A 17642-nucleotide genomic window follows, 5' to 3' on the forward strand; every position below is an offset into this window, starting at 1 on the left:
GAGTCAGCACACGGCAGCCGCCTGGCGCTCGGTCGCCAGCCCGAACAGGCTGCCCAGCACGTGCTGGATTTCATCAGGGGCCAGCTGCCTGGTCTCGGTGCCGCTGGCCGTGATGGTCTTGAGCGCGTCGCCCACCAGGATCATGCGGCCGGCCGGCTGGTGCAGCACCACCACCCGCTTTTGCACGAAGATGGCGTCCGGGTGCGTGGAGTTCAGGTAGTTGGCGGGGGCGAAATCCACCCACTCCTGGGGCGACAGGTTGAAGGCGTACTGGTTGGCCCATTCACCGTCCACGCGGGCCTGCAGCAGGTACTCGCCCTGGTCGTCCAGGCTCAGGCGGAAGGTGTCGCCGTCCTGGCGGACCTCGGTGTCCAGCACGTCCAGGGCCATGGGGGCGCGTATGCCGTAGCTGCCAAAGCCCAGGTCGCACAGCCAGCGCCGTCCCTCGACCTCGGCCACCAGGGCCATGTGGGTGCGGGGCCGGCGGGCCGGATAGAACATGGGCCGCGCCGCCACAAAGCGGTAGGAAATGCCCAGGGCCTGCAGCGCCATGGCGAACAGGCCGTTCACCTCGTAGCAGTAGCCGCCCCGGGCGCCGCCGAGGATCTTGCCCGCAATGTCTTCGGGCACCAGAGAGACGATCTTGCCGGCCTGCACGTCGAGATTCTCGAAAGGCACCGCGAACAACTGGTGGCGCATCAGCGCATGCAAGGTGGCGGTATCGGCCTTGGCGGAGTCACCGGCACTGAAGCCGATGCGGCGGAAATAGGCCTGGAGATCGAAATTGCTGGCTTGCATGGGTTTCCTCGGGTTGCTTGATGGCTGCAACGATAAATCCGGGCAGCCAATGCCTGTATAAGCAGAATCCAAGAAAACTGACCTGTACAGATTGGCATGCCCTCCAACAACGAACCCTTGCCCCAGTACCGCCGCATTGCCCAGGCCCTGCGCCAGACGCTGGCCTGCGGCGCACTGCGCCCCGGCGACAGGCTGATCTCCGCCCGCAGCCTGGCCGAGCGCGAACAGGTCAGCCTGCCCACCGCATTGGAGGCACTGCGCTGCCTGGAGGCCGAGGGCCTGATCGTCGCGCGTCCGCGCTCGGGCTACTTTGTGCGGCAGGCAACCGGCGGCGCGGCGCTGCAGGCATCCCGCCCGTCGTCGCGCCCCGTGCCCGTGACCCTGTCGGCCCTGGCCCGCTCGCTGTTCAGCAGTCCCGATACGCGCCTGATCCCGCTGGGTGCGGCATTGCCCGATCCGGCCTGGCTGCCCACGGCCCGGCTGCAGCGCGCGCTGCAGACCGCCGGGCGCCGCCTGGACGCGCACGGGCAGACCTACAGCATGCCGCCGGGCCGCGCCGACCTGCGCGGCCAGATCGCGGCCCGGGCCGCGCAATGGGGTGCGCGCTTCGGCCCCGACGACCTGGTCCTGACGGCAGGCGCCACCCAGGCCGTGCGGCTGGCCCTGCGCGCCGTGTGCAAGCCCGGCGATGTCGTGGCCGTGGAGCGGCCCGCCTATTTCGGCAGCCTGCTGCTGCTGGAGGACCTGGGCCTGAAGGCGCTGGAGATTGCCACCGATCCCCGCGAAGGCCTGCTGCTGGAGCCGCTGGCCGAGGCCATTGCCCGCCACCGGCCGGCTGCCGTGCTGGCATCGCCCACCGTGCAGAACCCGCTGGGCGCCAGCATGCCGGTGGAGTGCAAGCAGGCCCTGGTGGCGCTGCTGGAGCGGGCAGGCATTCCCTTGATCGAAGACGATGTCTATGGCGACCTTGCAGGCGACGGACAGCGCCCGCCGGCCTGCAAGGCCTTCGACGCCAGCGGCAACGTGCTGTATTGCGGCTCGGTGTCCAAGACCCTGGCGCCGGGCTGGCGCGTGGGCTGGATTGCGGCGGGCCGCTTCCATGCCCAGGTGCTGCAGGTGCGCCTGGCGGGCGACTGGGCCGGTGCGCCGCTGCTGGAGGCCGCCGTGAGCGAGGTGCTGGCCAGCGGCGACTACGACCGGCACCTGCGCCGTCTCAAGTCCCGCGTGCAGGCCGGGGTGCAGGCCGTCACGGCCAGGGTCGAGGCCAGCTTTCCCGCAGGCACCCGTGTCTCGGCCCCGCGCGCGGGCTTTCTGCTGTGGGTGGAGTTGCCGCGCCAGGTCAATGCACTGGAGGTGCACCGCCGTGCGCTGGAGCTGGGCATTGGCGTCAGCCCCGGCCCGCTGTTCTCATCGCGCTCGGACCTGCCCAACCACCTGCGCCTGAACTGCGCCAACGAGCCCACGCCGCGCCTGCTGGGGGCTGTGGGGCAGGTGGGGGAGATATGCCGGGGTTTGGTCGAGGGTGCTGCTGCGCGCCAGGGGGCACAGGTCGGTCAGCCTACTTCTTCTCGCGCGGCACGCGCCCCATGAGGAAGAACTCGGGATTGGGCTGCATGCCGGCAAAGCTGGCCATGCGGTTGGACAGGCCGAAGAAGGCGGTGATGGCGGCGATGTCCCAGATGTCCTCGTCGTCGAAGCCATGGGCGTACAGCGTCTCGAAGTCGGCCTCGCAGATTTCATGGCTGCGCTCGCAGACCTTCATGGCGAAGTCCAGCATGGCGCGCTGGCGGGCGCTGATGTCGGCCTTGCGGTAGTTGACGGCCACCTGGTCGGCCACATAGGGCTGCTTTTCGTAGATGCGCAGGATGGCGCCGTGGGCCACTACGCAGTACAGGCACTGGTTGGCCGCGCTGGTGGTGGTGACGATCATCTCGCGTTCGCCCTTGGTCAGGCTGCCTTCTTCCTTGAGCATGAGGGCATCGTGGTAGGCGAAGAAGGCACGCCACTCGGCAGGGCGGCGCGCAAAGGCCAGGAAGACGTTGGGGATGAAGCCCGCCTTTTCCTGCACTTCAAGGATGCGGGTGCGGATGTCCTCGGGCAGGCTGGACAGTTCGGGCTGGGGGTAGCGGGCGGTGGCCATGTGTCTTGTCTCCTGGGGGTGGTGGTTGTCGTTGCGGGCCATGTTCGCATGGCCTGCGCTGCGCGGGGTGAACGCGCATGACAGCCTGCCTGCCGCCGAGGTTGCAGATTGCGCCCGGGCTCAGGCGGGCGCCATCTCCGGCTCAGGTCGTTGTGCAAACCAGTCGCCCAGAAAGCCGGTGAGCGCGCGGATCCGGGCCGACATCTCGCTGCGCGTGGCGTGCACCAGGTAGATGTCGGCCGCAGGCAGCTGCCATTGGGGCAGGACCTCGCGCAGGGCGCCTGCGGCCAGCGGCGCGGCCACGTCCCACAGCGAGCGCTGCAGGATGCCGTGGCCGTCCAGTGCCCAGGTCAGGGCTGCAGCGCCATCGTTGGTGCTCATCACGCCGTTGACCTTGATGTTGTGCTCGCTCAGGCCCTGGCGCGTGCGGCGGCTCAGGCGCCAGCTGCCATAGGTTTCGTCGCTCTCGCGGATCACGATGCAGCGGTGGGCCTGCAGGTCCGCAGGCTGGCGTGGCTCGCCATGGGCGTTGAGGTAGGAGGGCGCGGCGCACAGCACGCGGCGGTTGGGCAGCAGCAGGCGGGCGGTGAGGCCGGAGTCGGGCAGGGCGCCAAAGCGCACCACGGCGTCAAAGCCCTGCTCGACCAGGTTGACGGGCCTGTCCGTCAGGTGCAGCTGCACTTGCACCTCGGGATAGGCGCGCGCAAAGGCCGACAGCGCGGGCGCCAGCCGCTGGCGGCCAAAGCCCAGCGTGCAGGCGATGGACAGCGGGCCGCGCGCCGTGGAGCGCGTGCCCGAGATGCTGCGCTCCAGCGTCTCCAGGTCGGCCAGGATGCGCGCGCCGTCCAGCAGGTAGGCTTCGCCCTCGGGCGTCAGGTGGATGCGCCGTGTCGTGCGCTGCAGCAGGCGCACGCCCAGGCGCCGCTCCAGCAAGGACAGGCGGCGGCTGACGGCGGGCGGCGTCACGCCCATCTGCTGGGCCGCAGCGGCCAGGCTGCCTTCGCGGATCAGCAGCGAGAAGAAACGCAGGTCGGAAAAGCCGTCCATGGTGGATGCGGTGGATGGTTGATTCGTAAATTGAACTGATGGATCAATGCAATATTTTGCTATTTATGCAGCCTGGTTTACTGATTAGCATGGCAGGCTGACAGTCATGAACAACGTAGAAGGAATCTCCGGGATGCACACAGATCCATGGATGCCGGGCCTGCGCCAGCAGCGCATCACGGTCGATGACGGGGTGGAGATCAACGCCTGGGTGGGCGGCCAGGGGCCGGCCCTGCTGCTGGTGCACGGCCACCCGCAGACCAGCGCCATCTGGCACCGCGTCGCGCCCCGGCTGGCGCAGCAGTTCACCGTGGTGCTGGCCGACCTGCGCGGCTATGGCGACTCCTCGCGCCCCGCCGGCGATCCCGAGCATGTGAACTACAGCAAGCGCACCATGGCCCGCGACCTGCTGCGGCTGATGGCGCGGCTGGGCCATGAGCATTTCAGCGTGCTGGCGCATGACCGGGGCGCGCGCGTGGCGCACCGGCTGGCCATGGACTATCCCGCCAGCGTGCAGCGTCTGGTGCTGCTGGACATTGCGCCCACGCTGGCCATGTACGAGCAGACCGGCGAGGCCTTTGCGCGCGCCTACTGGCACTGGTTCTTCCTGATCCAGCCCGCGCCGCTGCCCGAGCGCCTGATCGAGGCCGACCCCGCCGCCTATGTGCGCGAGATCATGGGCCGGCGCAGCGCCGGCCTGGCGCCCTTCGATCCCCGGGCGCTGGCCGAGTACCAGCGCTGCCTGGCGCTGCCGGGCAGCGCGCACGGCATGTGCGAGGACTACCGCGCCTCGGCCGGCATCGACCTGGACCATGACCGCGAGGACCGCCGGCTGGGGCGCAGGCTGTCCATGCCGCTGCTGGTGCTCTGGGGCGAGGAGGGCGTGGTGCACCGCTGCTTCGATCCGCTGCGCGAGTGGCAGCTCGTGGCCGACGATGTGCGCGGTCGGCCACTGGCCTGCGGGCACTACATTGCCGAGGAGGCGCCCGACGCACTGCTGGACGCGGCTCTGCCATTTCTGTTGCAGGCCGGGTGAGTGCGGTCATTGCTGGCTTTCGGGACTGCATTCAGGCAAGCCGGCAAAAAAGGGCAAAGAGGGCAAAGGTGCATTCGCACCATATCTGCGGAGACATAGCGTTCTCCATGGATTCAATTGGTATGCCAATCGTGTCCGGAAAAGGTAAGCAATTGAAAAAACCGCATGCCTGCTGCCAGCATGCAATGCCCAGGTCCCAATCCTTGAAAGCCGCTGGAGACAAGGCCTGGCAAGGGCTGGGCAACGCCTTGCGCCCATAGGGGACCACCGCACAAGGTGCAGGCGGGCCAATGCGCGGCCCATTGCCGATGCATGGTGAAACGCCGAACTGATACAGTCGCGCGGCCCGCCCGAGGGGGAGGGTCTTATTCATCACGGGATATTCACAATGAGCAACAAGAAAACCGCAGTGGCTGCTGCCGTGGCATTGGCCGTCGTGGCCTATGGAGGAACCACCTGGTATACGGGCCAAAGGGCCGAGTCCGGCTACAAGGATGCCGTGGCCGAATTGCGCAAGGTGCTGGGCGAGAAGGCCGTCGTGACCGACGAATACCACAAGGGATTCCTGTCGTCCCAGGCCAAGCTGGTGCTGCAGTGGCCTGCGGCTGGCGAGGCCGATGCGCCCGCCGCTGCAGACGCCGGCGCAGAAGCCGCCCCCAAGCCCGTGCGCCTGGTGGTGGACACCACGGTGCGCCACGGCCCGCTGGCCGGTGGCCGCCTGGCGGCAGCGGTGTCGGAGACGCGCTTTGCGCTCGACGGCCTGGACGAAAAGAGCCGCCAGACCCTGGCCAAGGCTGTCGCTCCCACGCTGACCAGCGTGCACCACTTCACGGGCGGCCAGGATGTGCGCCTGCTGCTGCCTGCAGGCGAGATGGGCGACAACGAAGTCACCATGCGCTGGCAGGAAATGGTGCTGGACACGGCCCTGGGCGGTGGCAGCGTCAAGGGCACCTGGCGCTGGCCCGAGGTGGCCCTGCTGGGCCTGCCCAGCCGCGACAAGTCCATGGGCGTGGAAGAGGAAGAGGGCGAGGAGGAGGAATCCGACAACGACGAGGCCATCGCCGCCCAGCCGGCCGCAGCGCCGGTGGAGCGCACCAGCATCGTGCTCACGGGCCTGGAAAGCAGCTTCGAGAACAAGGTCATCGACGGCCTGTGGGGCCTGGGCCCCGGCAAGGCCAGCGTGCGCATCGCCCGCTTCGGCATGAGCAGCACGCCCGCCGAAGGCGGCGAGGCCAAGACGCTGCTGGACCTCAAGAACGTGGACGGCAGCTCGGTCATCGAGTCCGACAAGACCACGCTGGGCATGACCACCCAGGTCAAGGGCACGGGCCGTATCGGCCCCATCGATTTCGAGTCCGTGGGCTACGAGGAAAAGATCCAGCGCCTGGACATCGAGGCGCTGCGCGGCTTCCAGCGCGTCATGGTCGAGGGCTACCGCAAGGAGGGCCTGGCCAAGGCGCTGGAATCGCTGGAAGAGCAGGGCATGGGCGTGCTGATGCAGAACGCTCCGCGCCTGGTGGCGGCCCTGCCGGCCTACTCCATGAAGCTGCAGGCCACCTACCAGGGCCAGACCGGCCACCTGGAGTACGGCGCCGAAGTGCAAAGCGCGCCCACGCAGGAGCAGGTCGCCCAGGCCGGCTGGATGCCGGCGCTGCTCAAGACCTCGGCACTGCAGGCCAATGCCAGCCTGCCCAAGGCCTGGCTGGAGCCGCTGCTCAAGGCATCGGGCAAGCCCGATGTCTCGGCAGAGGATGTGGAAGGCATGCTGGGCATGGCCCAGGCCACGGGCTATGCCCGCCTGGAAGGCGACAAGCTGGTCAGCGCGCTCAAGATGCAGGCCGGCCAGGTCACGCTCAACGGCAAGCCCATCGCCCTGCCCATGGGCGCGCTGCAGTAAGCGGCCATCCACCTTCCGGGCGTCGCCCCGGAAGGGGTTCTCAGGGGTGCCACTGGCTGGCGCGCACCACAGGGGCCTGTGTGCTGGCGCTGCCCGCCAGCGCATAGGACAGCTGGTTGGCCGCCGCCACCACCGTCTGCGCCATGGCTTCCAGCCGGGCCTCGGGCAGGCGCGATGCCGGCCCGGAGATGCACACCGACCCCATCAGCCGCCAGTGCATGCCGAACACCGGCGCCGACACCGTGGCCACGCCCTGTTCGCGCTCGCCGATGGACCAGTGGTAGCCGCGCTGGCGGATCTGCTCGTACACCGGCCCCGGCTCGCCTGAAAACGCCAGGATCACGCGCCCCGGCGAGCCCTGGTCCAGCGGCAGCCCCTCACCCATGCGCGCATGGTGGCGCAGCGCCTGCGGCCCTTCCACGCGCACGAGGCAGGTGCGCACATTGCCTTCGCGCACATAGAAGGCCGCGCTCTCGCCGCTGGCCTGCGTGAGCGCGCGCAGCGCGGGCTCCAGCACGTTCTGCACATCGAAGCCCGCCTGGTAGCGCGCACCCAGCCAGCCAGCGGCCGGGCCCAGGCGCCAGTCCCCATCGTCCCTTTGCACCATGAAGCCCGACTGCGCCAGCGTGCGCGCCAGCCGCAGCACCGTGGTCTTGTGCAGCGCGCAGCGCCGGCTCAGTTCCGCCAGGGACAGGTGCGACTCCCCGAGGGCGAAGGCGCCAAGCAGCTGCAAGGCACGCGTGACGGCGATGACGCCGCCGTCCTTGGTCGGGCTGGCCTTGTCATCGGGTGGCTGCGCCGGGGAAGGGGTGCTGGGGGGCTTGTTCATGGTGCAAGGCATGCAATTGGTTGCGCTGTATGAAACGGCATTGTATGGGTTGAAACGTTTTCATAAAGTTCGTCCCACGCACCGCAGCCATGCGGGCGTTGGACACAACAAACGGAGACAAACCGCCATGCCGATTCCCTCGCTTTCGCGTTGCCTCAACGCACGCCTTCTTGCCGTCCTGGTCGGCGTTGCCGCCATCGTGCCCATGGGCGCTGCCCAGGCCCAGGACGCCTATCCCCGCAAGCCCATCCGCCTGGTCGTGCCGTTTCCGCCCGGTGGCGGCACGGACATGATCGCGCGCACCGTGGCCCAGCGGCTGGCGGACCACAACAAGTGGACCGTGGTGGTGGACAACCGGCCCGGGGCCGGCGGCAACCTGGGCGTGGACGCCGTGGCCAAGGCCGCGCCGGACGGCCATACCCTGGTCATGGGCCAGACCAGCAACCTGGCCATCAACCCCTCGCTGTACGCCAAGCTGCCCTATGACCCGCTGAAGGATCTGGTGCCCGTGGCGCTGGTGGCTTCCGCGCCCATCGTCATGGCCGCGCCGGCCAACTCGCCCTACAAGACCTTTGCCGACCTGGTCAAGGCCGCCAAGGCCAAGCCCGACGGCCTCACGCTGGGCTACCCGGGCAACGGCACGGTGGCGCACCTGGCCGGCGAACTGGCCGAGAACGCGGCCGGCATCAAGCTGCGCCATGTGCCCTACAAGGGCGCAGCACAGGCCATGACCGACCTGGTGGGCGGGCAGATCGATTTCTACATGTCCGCCGTGCCCACGCTGCTGGGCCAGGTGCGCAACGGCAAGCTGCGCGCGGTGATGGTCACCTCGCTCAAGCGCTCCGACCAGCTGCCGCAGACGCCCACGCTGGCCGAGTCGGGCTACAAGGACTTCGAGGCCGTCACCTGGTTCGGCGTGCTGGCCCCGGCCGGGACGCCCCAGGCCATCGTGCAGCAGCTGAACAAGGCCATCAACGACGCGCTGCTGGTGCCCGAGGTGGCCGAGAAGCTGCGCTCCGAAGGTGGCGAGGTGCTGGGCGGCTCGTCCGAGAAGTTCGCCGCGCTGCTGCGCGCCGAGGTGCCGCGCTGGGCACGCATCGTCAAGGACTCGGGCGCCAGCCTGGACTGAGACCGGGGGGCAGGGGCGCCAGCCCTTTCGCTTCCTCCGCGCTTCCTCCTCCCTTCCTTTTTCTTCCTCCATCGAGATCTCGCCATGGACTGCGACAGCCTTGCCGTGCCCGTCCGTTTGGCCTTTGCCTCGGGCGGCAGCGGAACCATCTTGCAGATGCAGGGCGAACTGCTGCAAAGGCAGGGCGGCGTGCGCTTCATCCACGTGCCCTACAAGGGCGACACGCCCGCGCTGGCCGTGACCTCGGCGGCGCGCCTGAAGGCCCTGCCTGACGTGCCCACCATGGCCGAGGCCGGCATGGTCGGCGGCACGCCGCGGCAATTGGGCGAGCTGCAGAAATCCGACGCCGCCAAGTGGGCCCAACTCATCCGCGAGGCCGGCATCAAGGCCGACTGACGCGCTTGCATCTTCCTGTTTTCCTTCACCTCATCTCACTGGACCATCATGAGCCAACTCCCAGAAATCATCCGTGACATAGAGCGCGTGGACGCCCAAGTCGTGCAGCGCGCAGCCGGCTTTCAGGCCGCCATCCTGGCCGACGTGGCGGGCCGCCGCGGCACCATGCATGCGCGCGTGGCGCCCGTGCACCAGGGCATGAAAGTGGCCGGCCCGGCCTTCACCGTCGAGGTGCGTCCCGGCGACAACCTCATGATCCACGCCGCCATCGCGCTGGCCCGGCCCGGCGACGTGCTGGTCATCGACGGCAAGGGCGACCAGACGGCGGCGCTCATGGGCACGCTGATGCTCAGCGCCTGCAAGAAGCTGGGCCTGGCCGGCGTCATCGTGGACGGCGCCATCCGCGACCGCCTGGAGCTGCTGGAGCTGGACTTCCCCGTGTTCAGCGCAGGCTTCAATCCCGCAGGCCCGACCAAGTTCGTGCCGGGCCGCATCAACCACGCCATCTGCGCTGGTGGCACGACGGTTCACCCGGGCGACCTGGTGGTGGGCGATGCCGATGGCGTGGTCGTCATCGAGCGCGCCAAGGCACCCGCCATGCTGGAGCTGGCCGTGAAGAAGGTGGCCGACGAGGCCGCCCGCATCGAGGCCATTGCGCGCGGCGACACGGCATCGAAGTGGCTGCCCGCGGCCCTGCGCGCGGCCGGCGTGCTCAAGGAAGGGGAATCGCTGTGAGCACCATCATCGTCACCGGCGCCGATCTGGCGCCACAGGCCCTGGAGCTGCTGGCCCGGCACGACATCGTCTATGCGGGCAAGACGCCCACCGAAGAGGACCTGGTCGCGCTGTGCCGCGCCCATGATCCCGTGGCCATCATCGTGCGCTACGGCAAGGTGGGTGCGGCCGTGATGGACGCGGCGCCCTCGCTGCGCGTGATCTCCAAGCACGGCAGCGGCACGGACACCATCGACAAGGCGGCCGCCGCCGAACGCGGCATTGCCGTGGTGGCCGCCGCGGGCGCCAACGCGGCGGCCGTGGCCGAGCAGGCACTGGCCCTGCTGCTGGCCTGCGCCAAGTCGGTGGTGGCGCTGGACGCCCGCATGCACGCAGGCCACTGGGACAAGGCCACGCACAAGAGCCTGGAGCTGGGCGGGCGCGCCGTGGGCCTGGTGGGGCTGGGCGCCATCGGCCTGCGCTTTGCGCGCATGGCCGATGCGCTGGGCATGCGCGTGATCGGCTTCGATCCCTTCGCAAAGAACCTGCCCGCCTACGTGCAGCCCGTGGACCTGGAAACCATCTGGCGCGAGTCCGACGCGATTTCGCTGCACTGCCCGCTGACCGAGGAAAACCGGGGCATGCTCGGCGCCTCCACGCTGGCGGCCTGCAAGCGCGGCGTGATCGTGGTCAACACCGCACGCGGCGGCCTGATCGACGAGGCCGCGCTCCTGGCCGCCGTGCGCTCGGGCCAGGTGGCGGCCGCAGGGCTGGACAGCTTTGCGGTGGAGCCCATGGTGGCCGGCCACCCGTTCCAGGGCGAAAGGAACTTCGTGCTCAGCCCCCATATCGGCGGCGTGACCGGCGATGCCTACGTGAACATGGGCGTGGGCGCGGCCCGCAATGTGCTGGAGGTGCTGGCCCGCGTGCCTGCGGCGGCCGGCGCCTGAGCCAGGGCAGGGGCGCCGTGCGCGCCCTTGGCCCATGCATGTGCATGCATGTGATTTGAGGAGACAAGCGATGTCGAGGAATTTCCAAGAGGTCCGCCGCCTGGCCTTGCGCGGCAGCCTGCTGGCCGCCGCAGGCCTGGCCGTGCTGGGTGCCCAGCCCGCGCTGGCGCAGAAGGACTATCCGGCCAAGCCCGTGCGGCTGGTCGTGGGCTTTGCGGCGGGCGGCCCCACCGACGTGGTGGCACGCGCCTTTGCCGACCATGCGGGCAAGGTGCTGGGCCAGCCCTTCGTGGTGGACAACAAGCCCGGGGCCAACACCATCGTGGCCGCGCAGGCCGTGGCTGGTGCGCCGGCCGATGGCTACACCCTGCTGTTCGGCGCCACCAACCACAGCATGATCCCGGCGCTGTACCAGGGCCGCGTGAAGTTCGACGTGGTGCGCTCGTTCCGGCCGCTGTGCACGGTGGCCAGCAGCCCCACGGTGCTGGTCGTGGGGCCGGGCATGCCGGCGCGCAGCCTGCAGGAGTACATGGACCAGGCGCGCAGCCGGCCCGGCAGCGTCACGGCCGGCACGGCGGGCATGGGCAGTTCGGGCCATTTCGCCACCGAGATGTTTGCGCGGGCCAAGGGCCTGAAGCTCAACCACGTGCCCTACAAGGGGGCGGCGCCCGTGGTCACGGATCTCATGGGCGGCCAACTCGACAGCTCCTTCGCCACGCTGGGCTCGGTGCTGCCCCAGGTGCGCAGCGGCAAGCTCACGGCGCTGGCCGTGGCCTCGCCCAAACGCGCGTCCCTGCTGCCCCAGGTCCCCACTTTTGCCGAAGCGGGCGGCGGCGACTACTCGGCCGATGTCTGGTATGGCGTGCTCGCGCCGGCCGGCATTCCCGACGGCGTGGCCCAGGCGCTGGAGCGCGTGGCCGTGGAGTTTGCCAAGAGCCCATCGGCCGCGGAAAAGCTGCACGGCCTGGGCATGGATGCCGAGTCGAGCTGCGGCAGCGCCTTTGCGCAGCGCGTGGCCAGCGAAGCGGCCTCCTATGCGCAGATCGCCCGCGAACTGAACCTGAAGGCGGATTGATTCGGCCGCCGCCCCCCCCCCCCGAAACAACCTGGAGACAAGCTATGAAATTCCTTGCCAGAACCCTGATCGCGGCCTGCGCCCTGGCCGCCGCCGTGGCCCAGGCCGCTTTTCCCGAGCGGCCCATCACCCTGGTCGTGCCCTATGCGCCCGGCGGCGGCGCCGACGCGGCCGCGCGCCTGCTGGCCACGCGCATGGGCGCGCGGCTGGGCACCAGCATCATCGTGGACAACCGGCCCGGCGCCAGCGGCACCATTGGCGCCAGCCAGGTGGCCAAGGCGCGCGCCGACGGGTACACGGTGCTCTACGACGCCACGCCGTTTTCCATCAACCCGCATCTGTTTGCCAAGCTGCCCTATGCGCGCAGCGCGCTGCAGCCGCTGTCGCTGGTGCTGCTCATGCCCAATGTGGTCGTGGTCAAGGCCGACTCGCCCGTGCGCAGCGTGGCCGACCTGGCGGCCAGGGCCAAGGCGCAGCCGGGCAAGATCAACTTCGCCTCGGGCGGCAGCGGCACGGTGCAGCGCCTGGCGGCCGAGCTGTTCCGCCAGCGGCTGGAGCTGGACATGGTCCATGTGCCCTACAAGAGCGGCGGGCCGGCCATTGCCGATGTGATGGGCGGGCAGGTGGACTTCATGTTCGGCACCATGGCGGCCACCTATCCGCTGGTCACGGGCGGCAAGCTGCGCGCCCTGGCCGTGGCGGCGCCCCAGCGCTCGGCGCGCCTGCCCGATGTGCCCACCGTGTCCGAGACCGTGATTCCCGGCTACGAGGCCTATGAGTGGAACGGCATCTTCCTGCCCACGGGCACGCCCGAGCCCGTGGCCGCGCGCCTGCACCAGGCGCTGTCCGAGGTGCTGCAGGAAGCCGAGGTGCGCCAGCGCCTGAGCGACCTGGGCGCCCAGCCCATGGCATCGACGCCGGCCGAGTTCGCCGCCTTCCTCCAGAAGGAAGACGCCAAGTGGGGCGAGGTGGTGCGCAAGGGCGCCATCGTGCTGGACTGAGCGCATGGGCATGACCGACATCGCCGTGGCCGTGCCGCACTCGGCCGGCACGAGCAGGCCTGCGCGCACGCTGCCGCCCCTGGCTTGCGACAGCCACATGCACATCTTCGATGCGCGCTTTGCGCCGTCGCCGCACTGGCCGCGCACGCCTCCGCAGGCCGACGTGGCCATGTACCGTCAACTGCAGCGGCGCCTGGGCACCTCGCGCGCCGTGGTGGTCACGCCCTCGACCTATGGCACGGACAACGCCTGCACGCTGGATGCGCTGGAGCGCCTGGGCGATGATGCGCGCGGCGTGGCCGTGGTCGCCCACGATGTGGCCGATGCCGAGCTGGACCGGCTGGCCGCGCACCGCGTCTGCGGGCTGCGCGTGAACTTTGTCTCGCCGCAGTCCTGGGGCGAGACCACGGCCCACATGCTGGTCACGCTGGCGCACCGGGTCGCACGGCTGGGCTGGCATGTGCAGGTCTTCGTGCAGCCCGAACAGCTGGTGGCGCTGGAGCCCGTGCTGGGCGCGCTGCCCGTGCCCCTGGTCGTGGACCACCTGGGTCGCATCGACCCGGCCGCGGGCATGCAGGGCGTGGAGGGCGCGGCCCATGCCGCGCTGCGCCGGCTGCTCGATGGCGGCAACACCTGGGTCAAGCTCTCCGGCGCCTATATGCGTTCATCGGTGGGCGGCCCCTCCTATGCCGACACGCTGCCGCTGGGCCGCGACCTGGTGCGCGCCGCACCCGAGCGCCTGGTCTGGGGCAGCGACTGGCCGCACACCACCGAGGCGCCGGGCTCCGTCGACGATGCCGACCTGGTCGATCTGCTGCAGGCCTGGGCGGGCACGGACGAGGCCATGGACCGCATCCTGGTCGACAATCCAGCGCGCCTGTACGGCTTCAGCGCCATCCCCTGAAATCCCGAGAAAGACAAGCACCATGTTCCTGCTGCAAGCCCCCCAGGTCTGCGAACTCGAATCGTTCACCGCCATGCCCGACGCCCTGCGCCGCCCCGAGCGCAGCGACTGGGCCGATGCCAACCGGGGCGGCGCCGTCACCGACTCCTTCCTCGAGGGGCCGGTGTTCGACGGCGCCGGCAACCTGTACGTGGCCGACATTCCCTGGGGCCGCGTCTTCCGCATCGATCCGCAAGGCGCCTGGACCCTGGTGGCCGAGTACGACGGCGAGCCCAACGGCATGAAGTTCCTTGACGAGCGCACGCTGCTGATCACCGACTACAAGAACGGCCTGATGTGCCTGGAGGTGGCCACGGGGCGCGTCAGCCCCTATCTGCAGCGGCGCAACAGCGAGCGTTTCAAGGGCGTGAACGACCTGGTCTTCGATGCCGAAGGCAACCTCTACTTCACCGACCAGGGCCAGAGCGGCCTGCATGATCCCAGCGGCCGCCTGTACCGCCTGCGGCCGGACGGCCGGCTGGACCTGCTGCTGGCCAACGTGCCTAGCCCCAACGGCGTGGCGCTGTCGCCCGATGGCCGCGTGCTCTACCTGGCCGTGACGCGCGGCAACTGCGTCTGGCGCGTGCCCCTGCTGCCCGATGGCAGCGTGGCCAAGGTGGGGCAGTTCTTCACCTCCTACGGCCCCAGCGGTCCCGACGGGCTGGCCGTGGATGACCAGGGCCGACTGCTGGTGGCCAACCCGGGCCTGGGCCTGGTGTGGGTGCTCAACCATCGGGCCGAGCCCGTGCAGGTGCTGCGCGGCGTGCCGGGAAGCTCGCTCACCAACCTGGCCTTTGGGGGCGCGGACCGCCGCACGCTGTATGTGACGGACTCCACGCACGGGCGCATTCTGCGTGCCCGGCTGGAGGCGCCGGGGCTGGCGCTGCACGGCTTGAACAAGGGCTGAGGCGGCCGTCGCGACCTTCTCAGCCGTCTCGGCAGTCTCAGTCGTCGCAACCGTTCCTCAGGGCCTGGCCGGCATGTCCAGGATCTCCCGGGCTTCCTGCAGCAGGCCTATCCACAGCTGCTCCTGCTGTATGCCGGCCTTGAGCACCAGGTGCTGCAGCCGCCGCTCGCGCGTGGGCGGCTTGTCCAGGAAATCGCGCTGCTCCAGGCGCTGGTAGACGTCCAGCTGCGCCTGGTGCAGTGCCAGCAGCCGCTGCACTTCGTCCTGCAGTCCGCAGGGCCCCACCACCGCCTCGGCACGCAGGCGCACCATCCATTCCTCGCGCAGCGGCTTGGGGTCTTCCTGCTCGGCCACCCAGCGCTTGAGCTCCTTGCGGCCGGTGGGAAGGATGCGGTACTGGCGCTTGCGGCCCCGGCCGGATTCGGCGGGAAGGGCCTCTATCCATTGCGCCTCTTCCAGCCGCGCGAGTTCGCGGTAGATCTGCTGGTGCGTGGCGTTCCAGAAGTAGCCGATGGAGCGGTCGAAGCGCTCGGCAAGTTCCGAGCCCGAGCAGGGGTGCTCGACCAAGGCGGTGAGAAGGGCGTGTGGCAGGGACATCGGCAACAAAGGGACTGGCGCTGGGCGCCATCTTACGGGCCTGCATGGAGGTGTGGCCAAGCGCTGCAGTCATTTCTGCAATTTTTTGCGCAACCAGTTGCATAAATAAAGGAGGCTGACTACATTCATGCAATCAGTTGCATAAAAAAGCGAGACAGGCATGACCCACTACCCCCACCTGAATGCCGAACTGGACCTGGGCTTCACCACGCTCAGAAACCGCGTGCTCATGGGCTCCATGCACGTGGGCCTGGAAGAGGCGCCCAACGGCTTCGAGCGCATGGCCGCCTTCTACGCCGAGCGCGCGCGCGGCGAGGTGGGCTTGATCGTCACGGGCGGCATCGCCCCCAATGAGCGGGGCCGGCCCATGAAGGGCGGCGCCATGATGGTCAACGAACACGAGGCGGACCAGCACCGCATCGTCACGCAGGCCGTTCATGCCGAGGGCGGCAAGATCGCCATGCAGATCCTGCACTTCGGCCGCTATGCCTACCAGCCCGGGCTGGTGGCGCCCAGCGCGCTGCAGGCGCCCATCAACCCCTTCGTGCCGCATGCGCTGACGGGCGACGAGGTGGAGCAGACCATCGAGGACTTCGTGCGCTGCGCAGCCCTGGCCCGGCACGCGGGCTACGACGGCGTGGAGATCATGGGCTCGGAGGGCTACCTGATCAACGAGTTCATCGCGGCGCGCACCAACCACCGCGATGACGAATGGGGCGGCAGCTACGCGGGCCGCATGCGCTTTGCGGTGGAGATCGTGCGGCGCACGCGCCAGCGCGTGGGGCGGGACTTCATCATCATCTACCGCCTGTCCATGCTGGACCTGGTGGAGGGCGGCTCCACGCTGGAGGAAGTGATCGCGCTGGCCCAGGCCATCGAGGCCGCGGGCGCCACGCTGCTGAACACGGGCATAGGCTGGCACGAGGCGCGCATCCCCACCATCGCCACCAAGGTGCCGCGCGCCGCCTATGCCTGGGTCACGCAGCGCGTGATGGGGCAGGTGGGCATCCCGCTGATCACCTCCAACCGCATCAACACGCCCGAAGTGGCCGAGCGCCTGCTGGCCGAGGGCTATGCCGACATGGTCTCCATGGCCCGGCCGCTGCTGGCCGATGGCGACTTCGTGCGCAAGGCGCGCCAGGGCCGTGCCGACGAGATCAACACCTGCATTGCCTGCAACCAGGCCTGCCTGGACCATACCTTTGGCGGCAAGATCACCTCCTGCCTGGTCAACCCGCGCGCCTGCCACGAGACCGAGCTGGTGATTGCGCCCGCGCCCGCCGCCAAGCGCATCGCCGTGGTGGGCGCCGGCCCGGCGGGCCTGAGCTTTGCCGTCACCGCGGCGCAGCGCGGCCATGCGGTGACGCTGTTCGATGCGGCCAGCGAGATCGGCGGGCAGTTCAACATTGCCAAGAAGGTGCCCGGCAAGGAGGAGTTCCACGAGACGCTGCGCTACTTCCGCCGCCAGCTGGAGCTGGGCGGCGTGGCGCTGCAATTGGGCCACCGCGTGGAGGCGGCCCAGCTCATCGAGGGCGGCTATGACGAGATCGTGCTGGCCACGGGCATACGGCCGCGCGTTCCCGCCATCGACGGCGTGGACCATCCCAAGGTGCTCGGCTACCTGGACGTGCTGCAGGGCGACAGGCCCGTGGGCGAGCGCGTGGCCATCATCGGCGCGGGCGGCATCGGTTTCGATGTGGCCGAGTACCTGACCCATGCCGGCGACAGCGGCGCCGTGGCGCCCCGCAAGTTCTATGCGGAGTGGGGCATAGACACGGACTACGCCCGGGCCGGCGGCCTGGCGCAGCCGCAGGCCCAGCCCTCGCCGCGCCGCGTGCACCTGCTGCAGCGCAAGTCCACCAAGGTGGGCGACCAGCTGGGCAAGACCACGGGCTGGATACACCGCACCTCGCTGAAGGCACGCAGTGTGGCCATGGGCTCGGGCGTGGCCTATGAGCGCATCGACGACGCCGGGCTGCACATCACCGTGGACGGCCAGCCGCAACTGCTGGAGGTGGACAACGTCGTGCTCTGCGCGGGCCAGGAGCCGCAGCGCGAGCTGCATGCGGCCCTGAGCGCGGCGGGCTGCAGCGTGCACCTGATCGGCGGCGCCGACGTGGCGGCCGAACTCGACGCCAAGCGCGCCATCCTGCAAGGCACCACGCTGGCGGCCAGCCTTTGAG

17 protein-coding genes and 1 pseudogene are annotated in these 17642 nt (G+C 69.5%); 12 read left to right on the top strand and 6 right to left on the bottom strand.

What is annotated here, in order from left to right; genetic code table 11:
• Positions 1-3 precede the first annotated feature (3 nt).
• Positions 4-798: an arylamine N-acetyltransferase family protein gene (locus G4D77_RS28905; protein WP_154834145.1), complete on the bottom strand. Its 795-nt coding sequence runs from the start codon at positions 796-798 to the stop codon at positions 4-6.
• Positions 799-894: 96 nt separating this feature from the next.
• On the opposite strand from G4D77_RS28905, the gene G4D77_RS28910 reads away from it, so the two are divergent.
• On the top strand, positions 895-2388 hold the full coding sequence (locus G4D77_RS28910) for an aminotransferase-like domain-containing protein (protein ID WP_154834146.1): 1494 nt from the start codon (positions 895-897) through the stop codon (positions 2386-2388).
• Here G4D77_RS28910 and G4D77_RS28915 read toward each other — a convergent pair.
• Positions 2357-2938 carry a peroxidase-related enzyme gene (locus G4D77_RS28915; protein ID WP_154836356.1) on the bottom strand — a complete coding sequence of 194 codons (582 nt, stop codon included), beginning with the start codon at positions 2936-2938 and terminating at the stop codon, positions 2357-2359. The genes G4D77_RS28910 and G4D77_RS28915 overlap by 32 nt on opposite strands.
• A 120-nt stretch (positions 2939-3058) precedes the next feature.
• Entirely contained in the window at positions 3059-3985 is a 927-nt protein-coding gene (locus G4D77_RS28920) for a LysR family transcriptional regulator (protein WP_154834147.1), read from the bottom strand.
• Positions 3986-4118: 133 nt separating this feature from the next.
• On the opposite strand from G4D77_RS28920, the gene G4D77_RS28925 reads away from it, so the two are divergent.
• Positions 4119-5021, top strand: a complete 903-nt coding sequence (locus G4D77_RS28925) for an alpha/beta fold hydrolase (protein WP_016451547.1) — start codon at positions 4119-4121, stop codon at positions 5019-5021.
• Between the two features lie 31 nt (positions 5022-5052).
• On the opposite strand, the gene G4D77_RS28930 is transcribed toward G4D77_RS28925, so the two are convergent.
• The gene (locus G4D77_RS28930) at positions 5053-5394 is read right to left on the bottom strand and encodes a hypothetical protein (RefSeq protein WP_126311504.1); all 342 of its coding nucleotides are present in this window, start codon (positions 5392-5394) and stop codon (positions 5053-5055) included.
• 15 nt (positions 5395-5409) lie between these two features.
• Between G4D77_RS28930 and G4D77_RS28935 the strand changes: the two genes are divergently transcribed.
• A complete protein-coding gene (locus tag G4D77_RS28935; protein WP_154834148.1) occupies positions 5410-6918 on the top strand; it encodes a YdgA family protein in 1509 nt (502 codons plus the stop codon).
• Positions 6919-6958: 40 nt separating this feature from the next.
• Here the strand turns inward: G4D77_RS28935 and G4D77_RS28940 are convergent, their stop codons facing one another.
• Positions 6959-7747 carry an IclR family transcriptional regulator gene (locus G4D77_RS28940; protein WP_154834149.1) on the bottom strand — a complete coding sequence of 263 codons (789 nt, stop codon included), beginning with the start codon at positions 7745-7747 and terminating at the stop codon, positions 6959-6961.
• Between the two features lie 127 nt (positions 7748-7874).
• Between G4D77_RS28940 and G4D77_RS28945 the strand changes: the two genes are divergently transcribed.
• The 8 genes and pseudogenes from G4D77_RS28945 (at position 7875) to G4D77_RS28980 (ending at position 14862) form a co-directional block, all read left to right on the top strand.
• Positions 7875-8876 (top strand): Bug family tripartite tricarboxylate transporter substrate binding protein, encoded by a 1002-nt coding sequence (locus tag G4D77_RS28945; protein ID WP_154834150.1) that lies wholly within the window; start codon positions 7875-7877, stop codon positions 8874-8876.
• A gap of 102 nt (positions 8877-8978) precedes the next feature.
• A pseudogene (locus tag G4D77_RS28950) lies at positions 8979-9272 on the top strand (tripartite tricarboxylate transporter substrate-binding protein); the annotation flags it as partial.
• Positions 9273-9320: 48 nt separating this feature from the next.
• Positions 9321-10007, top strand: a complete 687-nt coding sequence (locus G4D77_RS28955; RefSeq protein ID WP_154834151.1) for an RraA family protein — start codon at positions 9321-9323, stop codon at positions 10005-10007.
• Positions 10004-10936: an NAD(P)-dependent oxidoreductase gene (locus G4D77_RS28960; RefSeq protein WP_154834152.1), complete on the top strand. Its 933-nt coding sequence runs from the start codon at positions 10004-10006 to the stop codon at positions 10934-10936. Before G4D77_RS28955 ends, G4D77_RS28960 begins: the two co-directional genes overlap by 4 nt.
• A 70-nt stretch (positions 10937-11006) precedes the next feature.
• On the top strand, positions 11007-12011 hold the full coding sequence (locus G4D77_RS28965; protein WP_213757820.1) for a Bug family tripartite tricarboxylate transporter substrate binding protein: 1005 nt from the start codon (positions 11007-11009) through the stop codon (positions 12009-12011).
• Between the two features lie 44 nt (positions 12012-12055).
• Entirely contained in the window at positions 12056-13012 is a 957-nt protein-coding gene (locus tag G4D77_RS28970; protein WP_016446265.1) for a tripartite tricarboxylate transporter substrate binding protein, read from the top strand.
• Positions 13013-13016: 4 nt separating this feature from the next.
• Positions 13017-13916, top strand: coding sequence for an amidohydrolase family protein (locus G4D77_RS28975; RefSeq protein WP_154834153.1), 900 nt, complete (start codon positions 13017-13019; stop codon positions 13914-13916).
• A gap of 22 nt (positions 13917-13938) precedes the next feature.
• A complete protein-coding gene (locus tag G4D77_RS28980) occupies positions 13939-14862 on the top strand; it encodes an SMP-30/gluconolactonase/LRE family protein (RefSeq protein WP_154834154.1) in 924 nt (307 codons plus the stop codon).
• A 57-nt stretch (positions 14863-14919) separates the two neighbouring features.
• Here G4D77_RS28980 and G4D77_RS28985 read toward each other — a convergent pair whose 3' ends face one another.
• Positions 14920-15459, bottom strand: coding sequence for a PadR family transcriptional regulator (locus G4D77_RS28985; protein WP_016446262.1), 540 nt, complete (start codon positions 15457-15459; stop codon positions 14920-14922).
• Between the two features lie 160 nt (positions 15460-15619).
• Here G4D77_RS28985 and G4D77_RS28990 point away from each other — a divergent pair, with 160 nt between their 5' ends.
• On the top strand, positions 15620-17641 hold the full coding sequence (locus tag G4D77_RS28990) for an NADPH-dependent 2,4-dienoyl-CoA reductase (protein ID WP_154834155.1): 2022 nt from the start codon (positions 15620-15622) through the stop codon (positions 17639-17641).
• The last annotated feature ends 1 nt before the right edge of the window (position 17642 follow it).

This window comes from Delftia sp. WY8 (assembly GCF_018437695.1).
Taxonomy (GTDB): Bacteria; Pseudomonadota; Gammaproteobacteria; order Burkholderiales; family Burkholderiaceae_C; genus Comamonas; species Comamonas tsuruhatensis.

Coding starts and splice junctions, on each gene's coding strand:
- G4D77_RS28905 (WP_154834145.1), bottom strand. CDS start 798: ATGCAAGCCAGCAATTTCGATCTCCAGGCCTATTTCCGCCGCATCGGC.
- G4D77_RS28910 (WP_154834146.1), top strand. CDS start 895: ATGCCCTCCAACAACGAACCCTTGCCCCAGTACCGCCGCATTGCCCAG.
- G4D77_RS28915 (WP_154836356.1), bottom strand. CDS start 2,938: ATGGCCACCGCCCGCTACCCCCAGCCCGAACTGTCCAGCCTGCCCGAG.
- G4D77_RS28920 (WP_154834147.1), bottom strand. CDS start 3,985: ATGGACGGCTTTTCCGACCTGCGTTTCTTCTCGCTGCTGATCCGCGAA.
- G4D77_RS28925 (WP_016451547.1), top strand. CDS start 4,119: ATGCACACAGATCCATGGATGCCGGGCCTGCGCCAGCAGCGCATCACG.
- G4D77_RS28930 (WP_126311504.1), bottom strand. CDS start 5,394: ATGAATAAGACCCTCCCCCTCGGGCGGGCCGCGCGACTGTATCAGTTC.
- G4D77_RS28935 (WP_154834148.1), top strand. CDS start 5,410: ATGAGCAACAAGAAAACCGCAGTGGCTGCTGCCGTGGCATTGGCCGTC.
- G4D77_RS28940 (WP_154834149.1), bottom strand. CDS start 7,747: ATGAACAAGCCCCCCAGCACCCCTTCCCCGGCGCAGCCACCCGATGAC.
- G4D77_RS28945 (WP_154834150.1), top strand. CDS start 7,875: ATGCCGATTCCCTCGCTTTCGCGTTGCCTCAACGCACGCCTTCTTGCC.
- G4D77_RS28955 (WP_154834151.1), top strand. CDS start 9,321: ATGAGCCAACTCCCAGAAATCATCCGTGACATAGAGCGCGTGGACGCC.
- G4D77_RS28965 (WP_213757820.1), top strand. CDS start 11,007: ATGTCGAGGAATTTCCAAGAGGTCCGCCGCCTGGCCTTGCGCGGCAGC.
- G4D77_RS28970 (WP_016446265.1), top strand. CDS start 12,056: ATGAAATTCCTTGCCAGAACCCTGATCGCGGCCTGCGCCCTGGCCGCC.
- G4D77_RS28975 (WP_154834153.1), top strand. CDS start 13,017: ATGGGCATGACCGACATCGCCGTGGCCGTGCCGCACTCGGCCGGCACG.
- G4D77_RS28980 (WP_154834154.1), top strand. CDS start 13,939: ATGTTCCTGCTGCAAGCCCCCCAGGTCTGCGAACTCGAATCGTTCACC.
- G4D77_RS28985 (WP_016446262.1), bottom strand. CDS start 15,459: ATGTCCCTGCCACACGCCCTTCTCACCGCCTTGGTCGAGCACCCCTGC.
- G4D77_RS28990 (WP_154834155.1), top strand. CDS start 15,620: ATGACCCACTACCCCCACCTGAATGCCGAACTGGACCTGGGCTTCACC.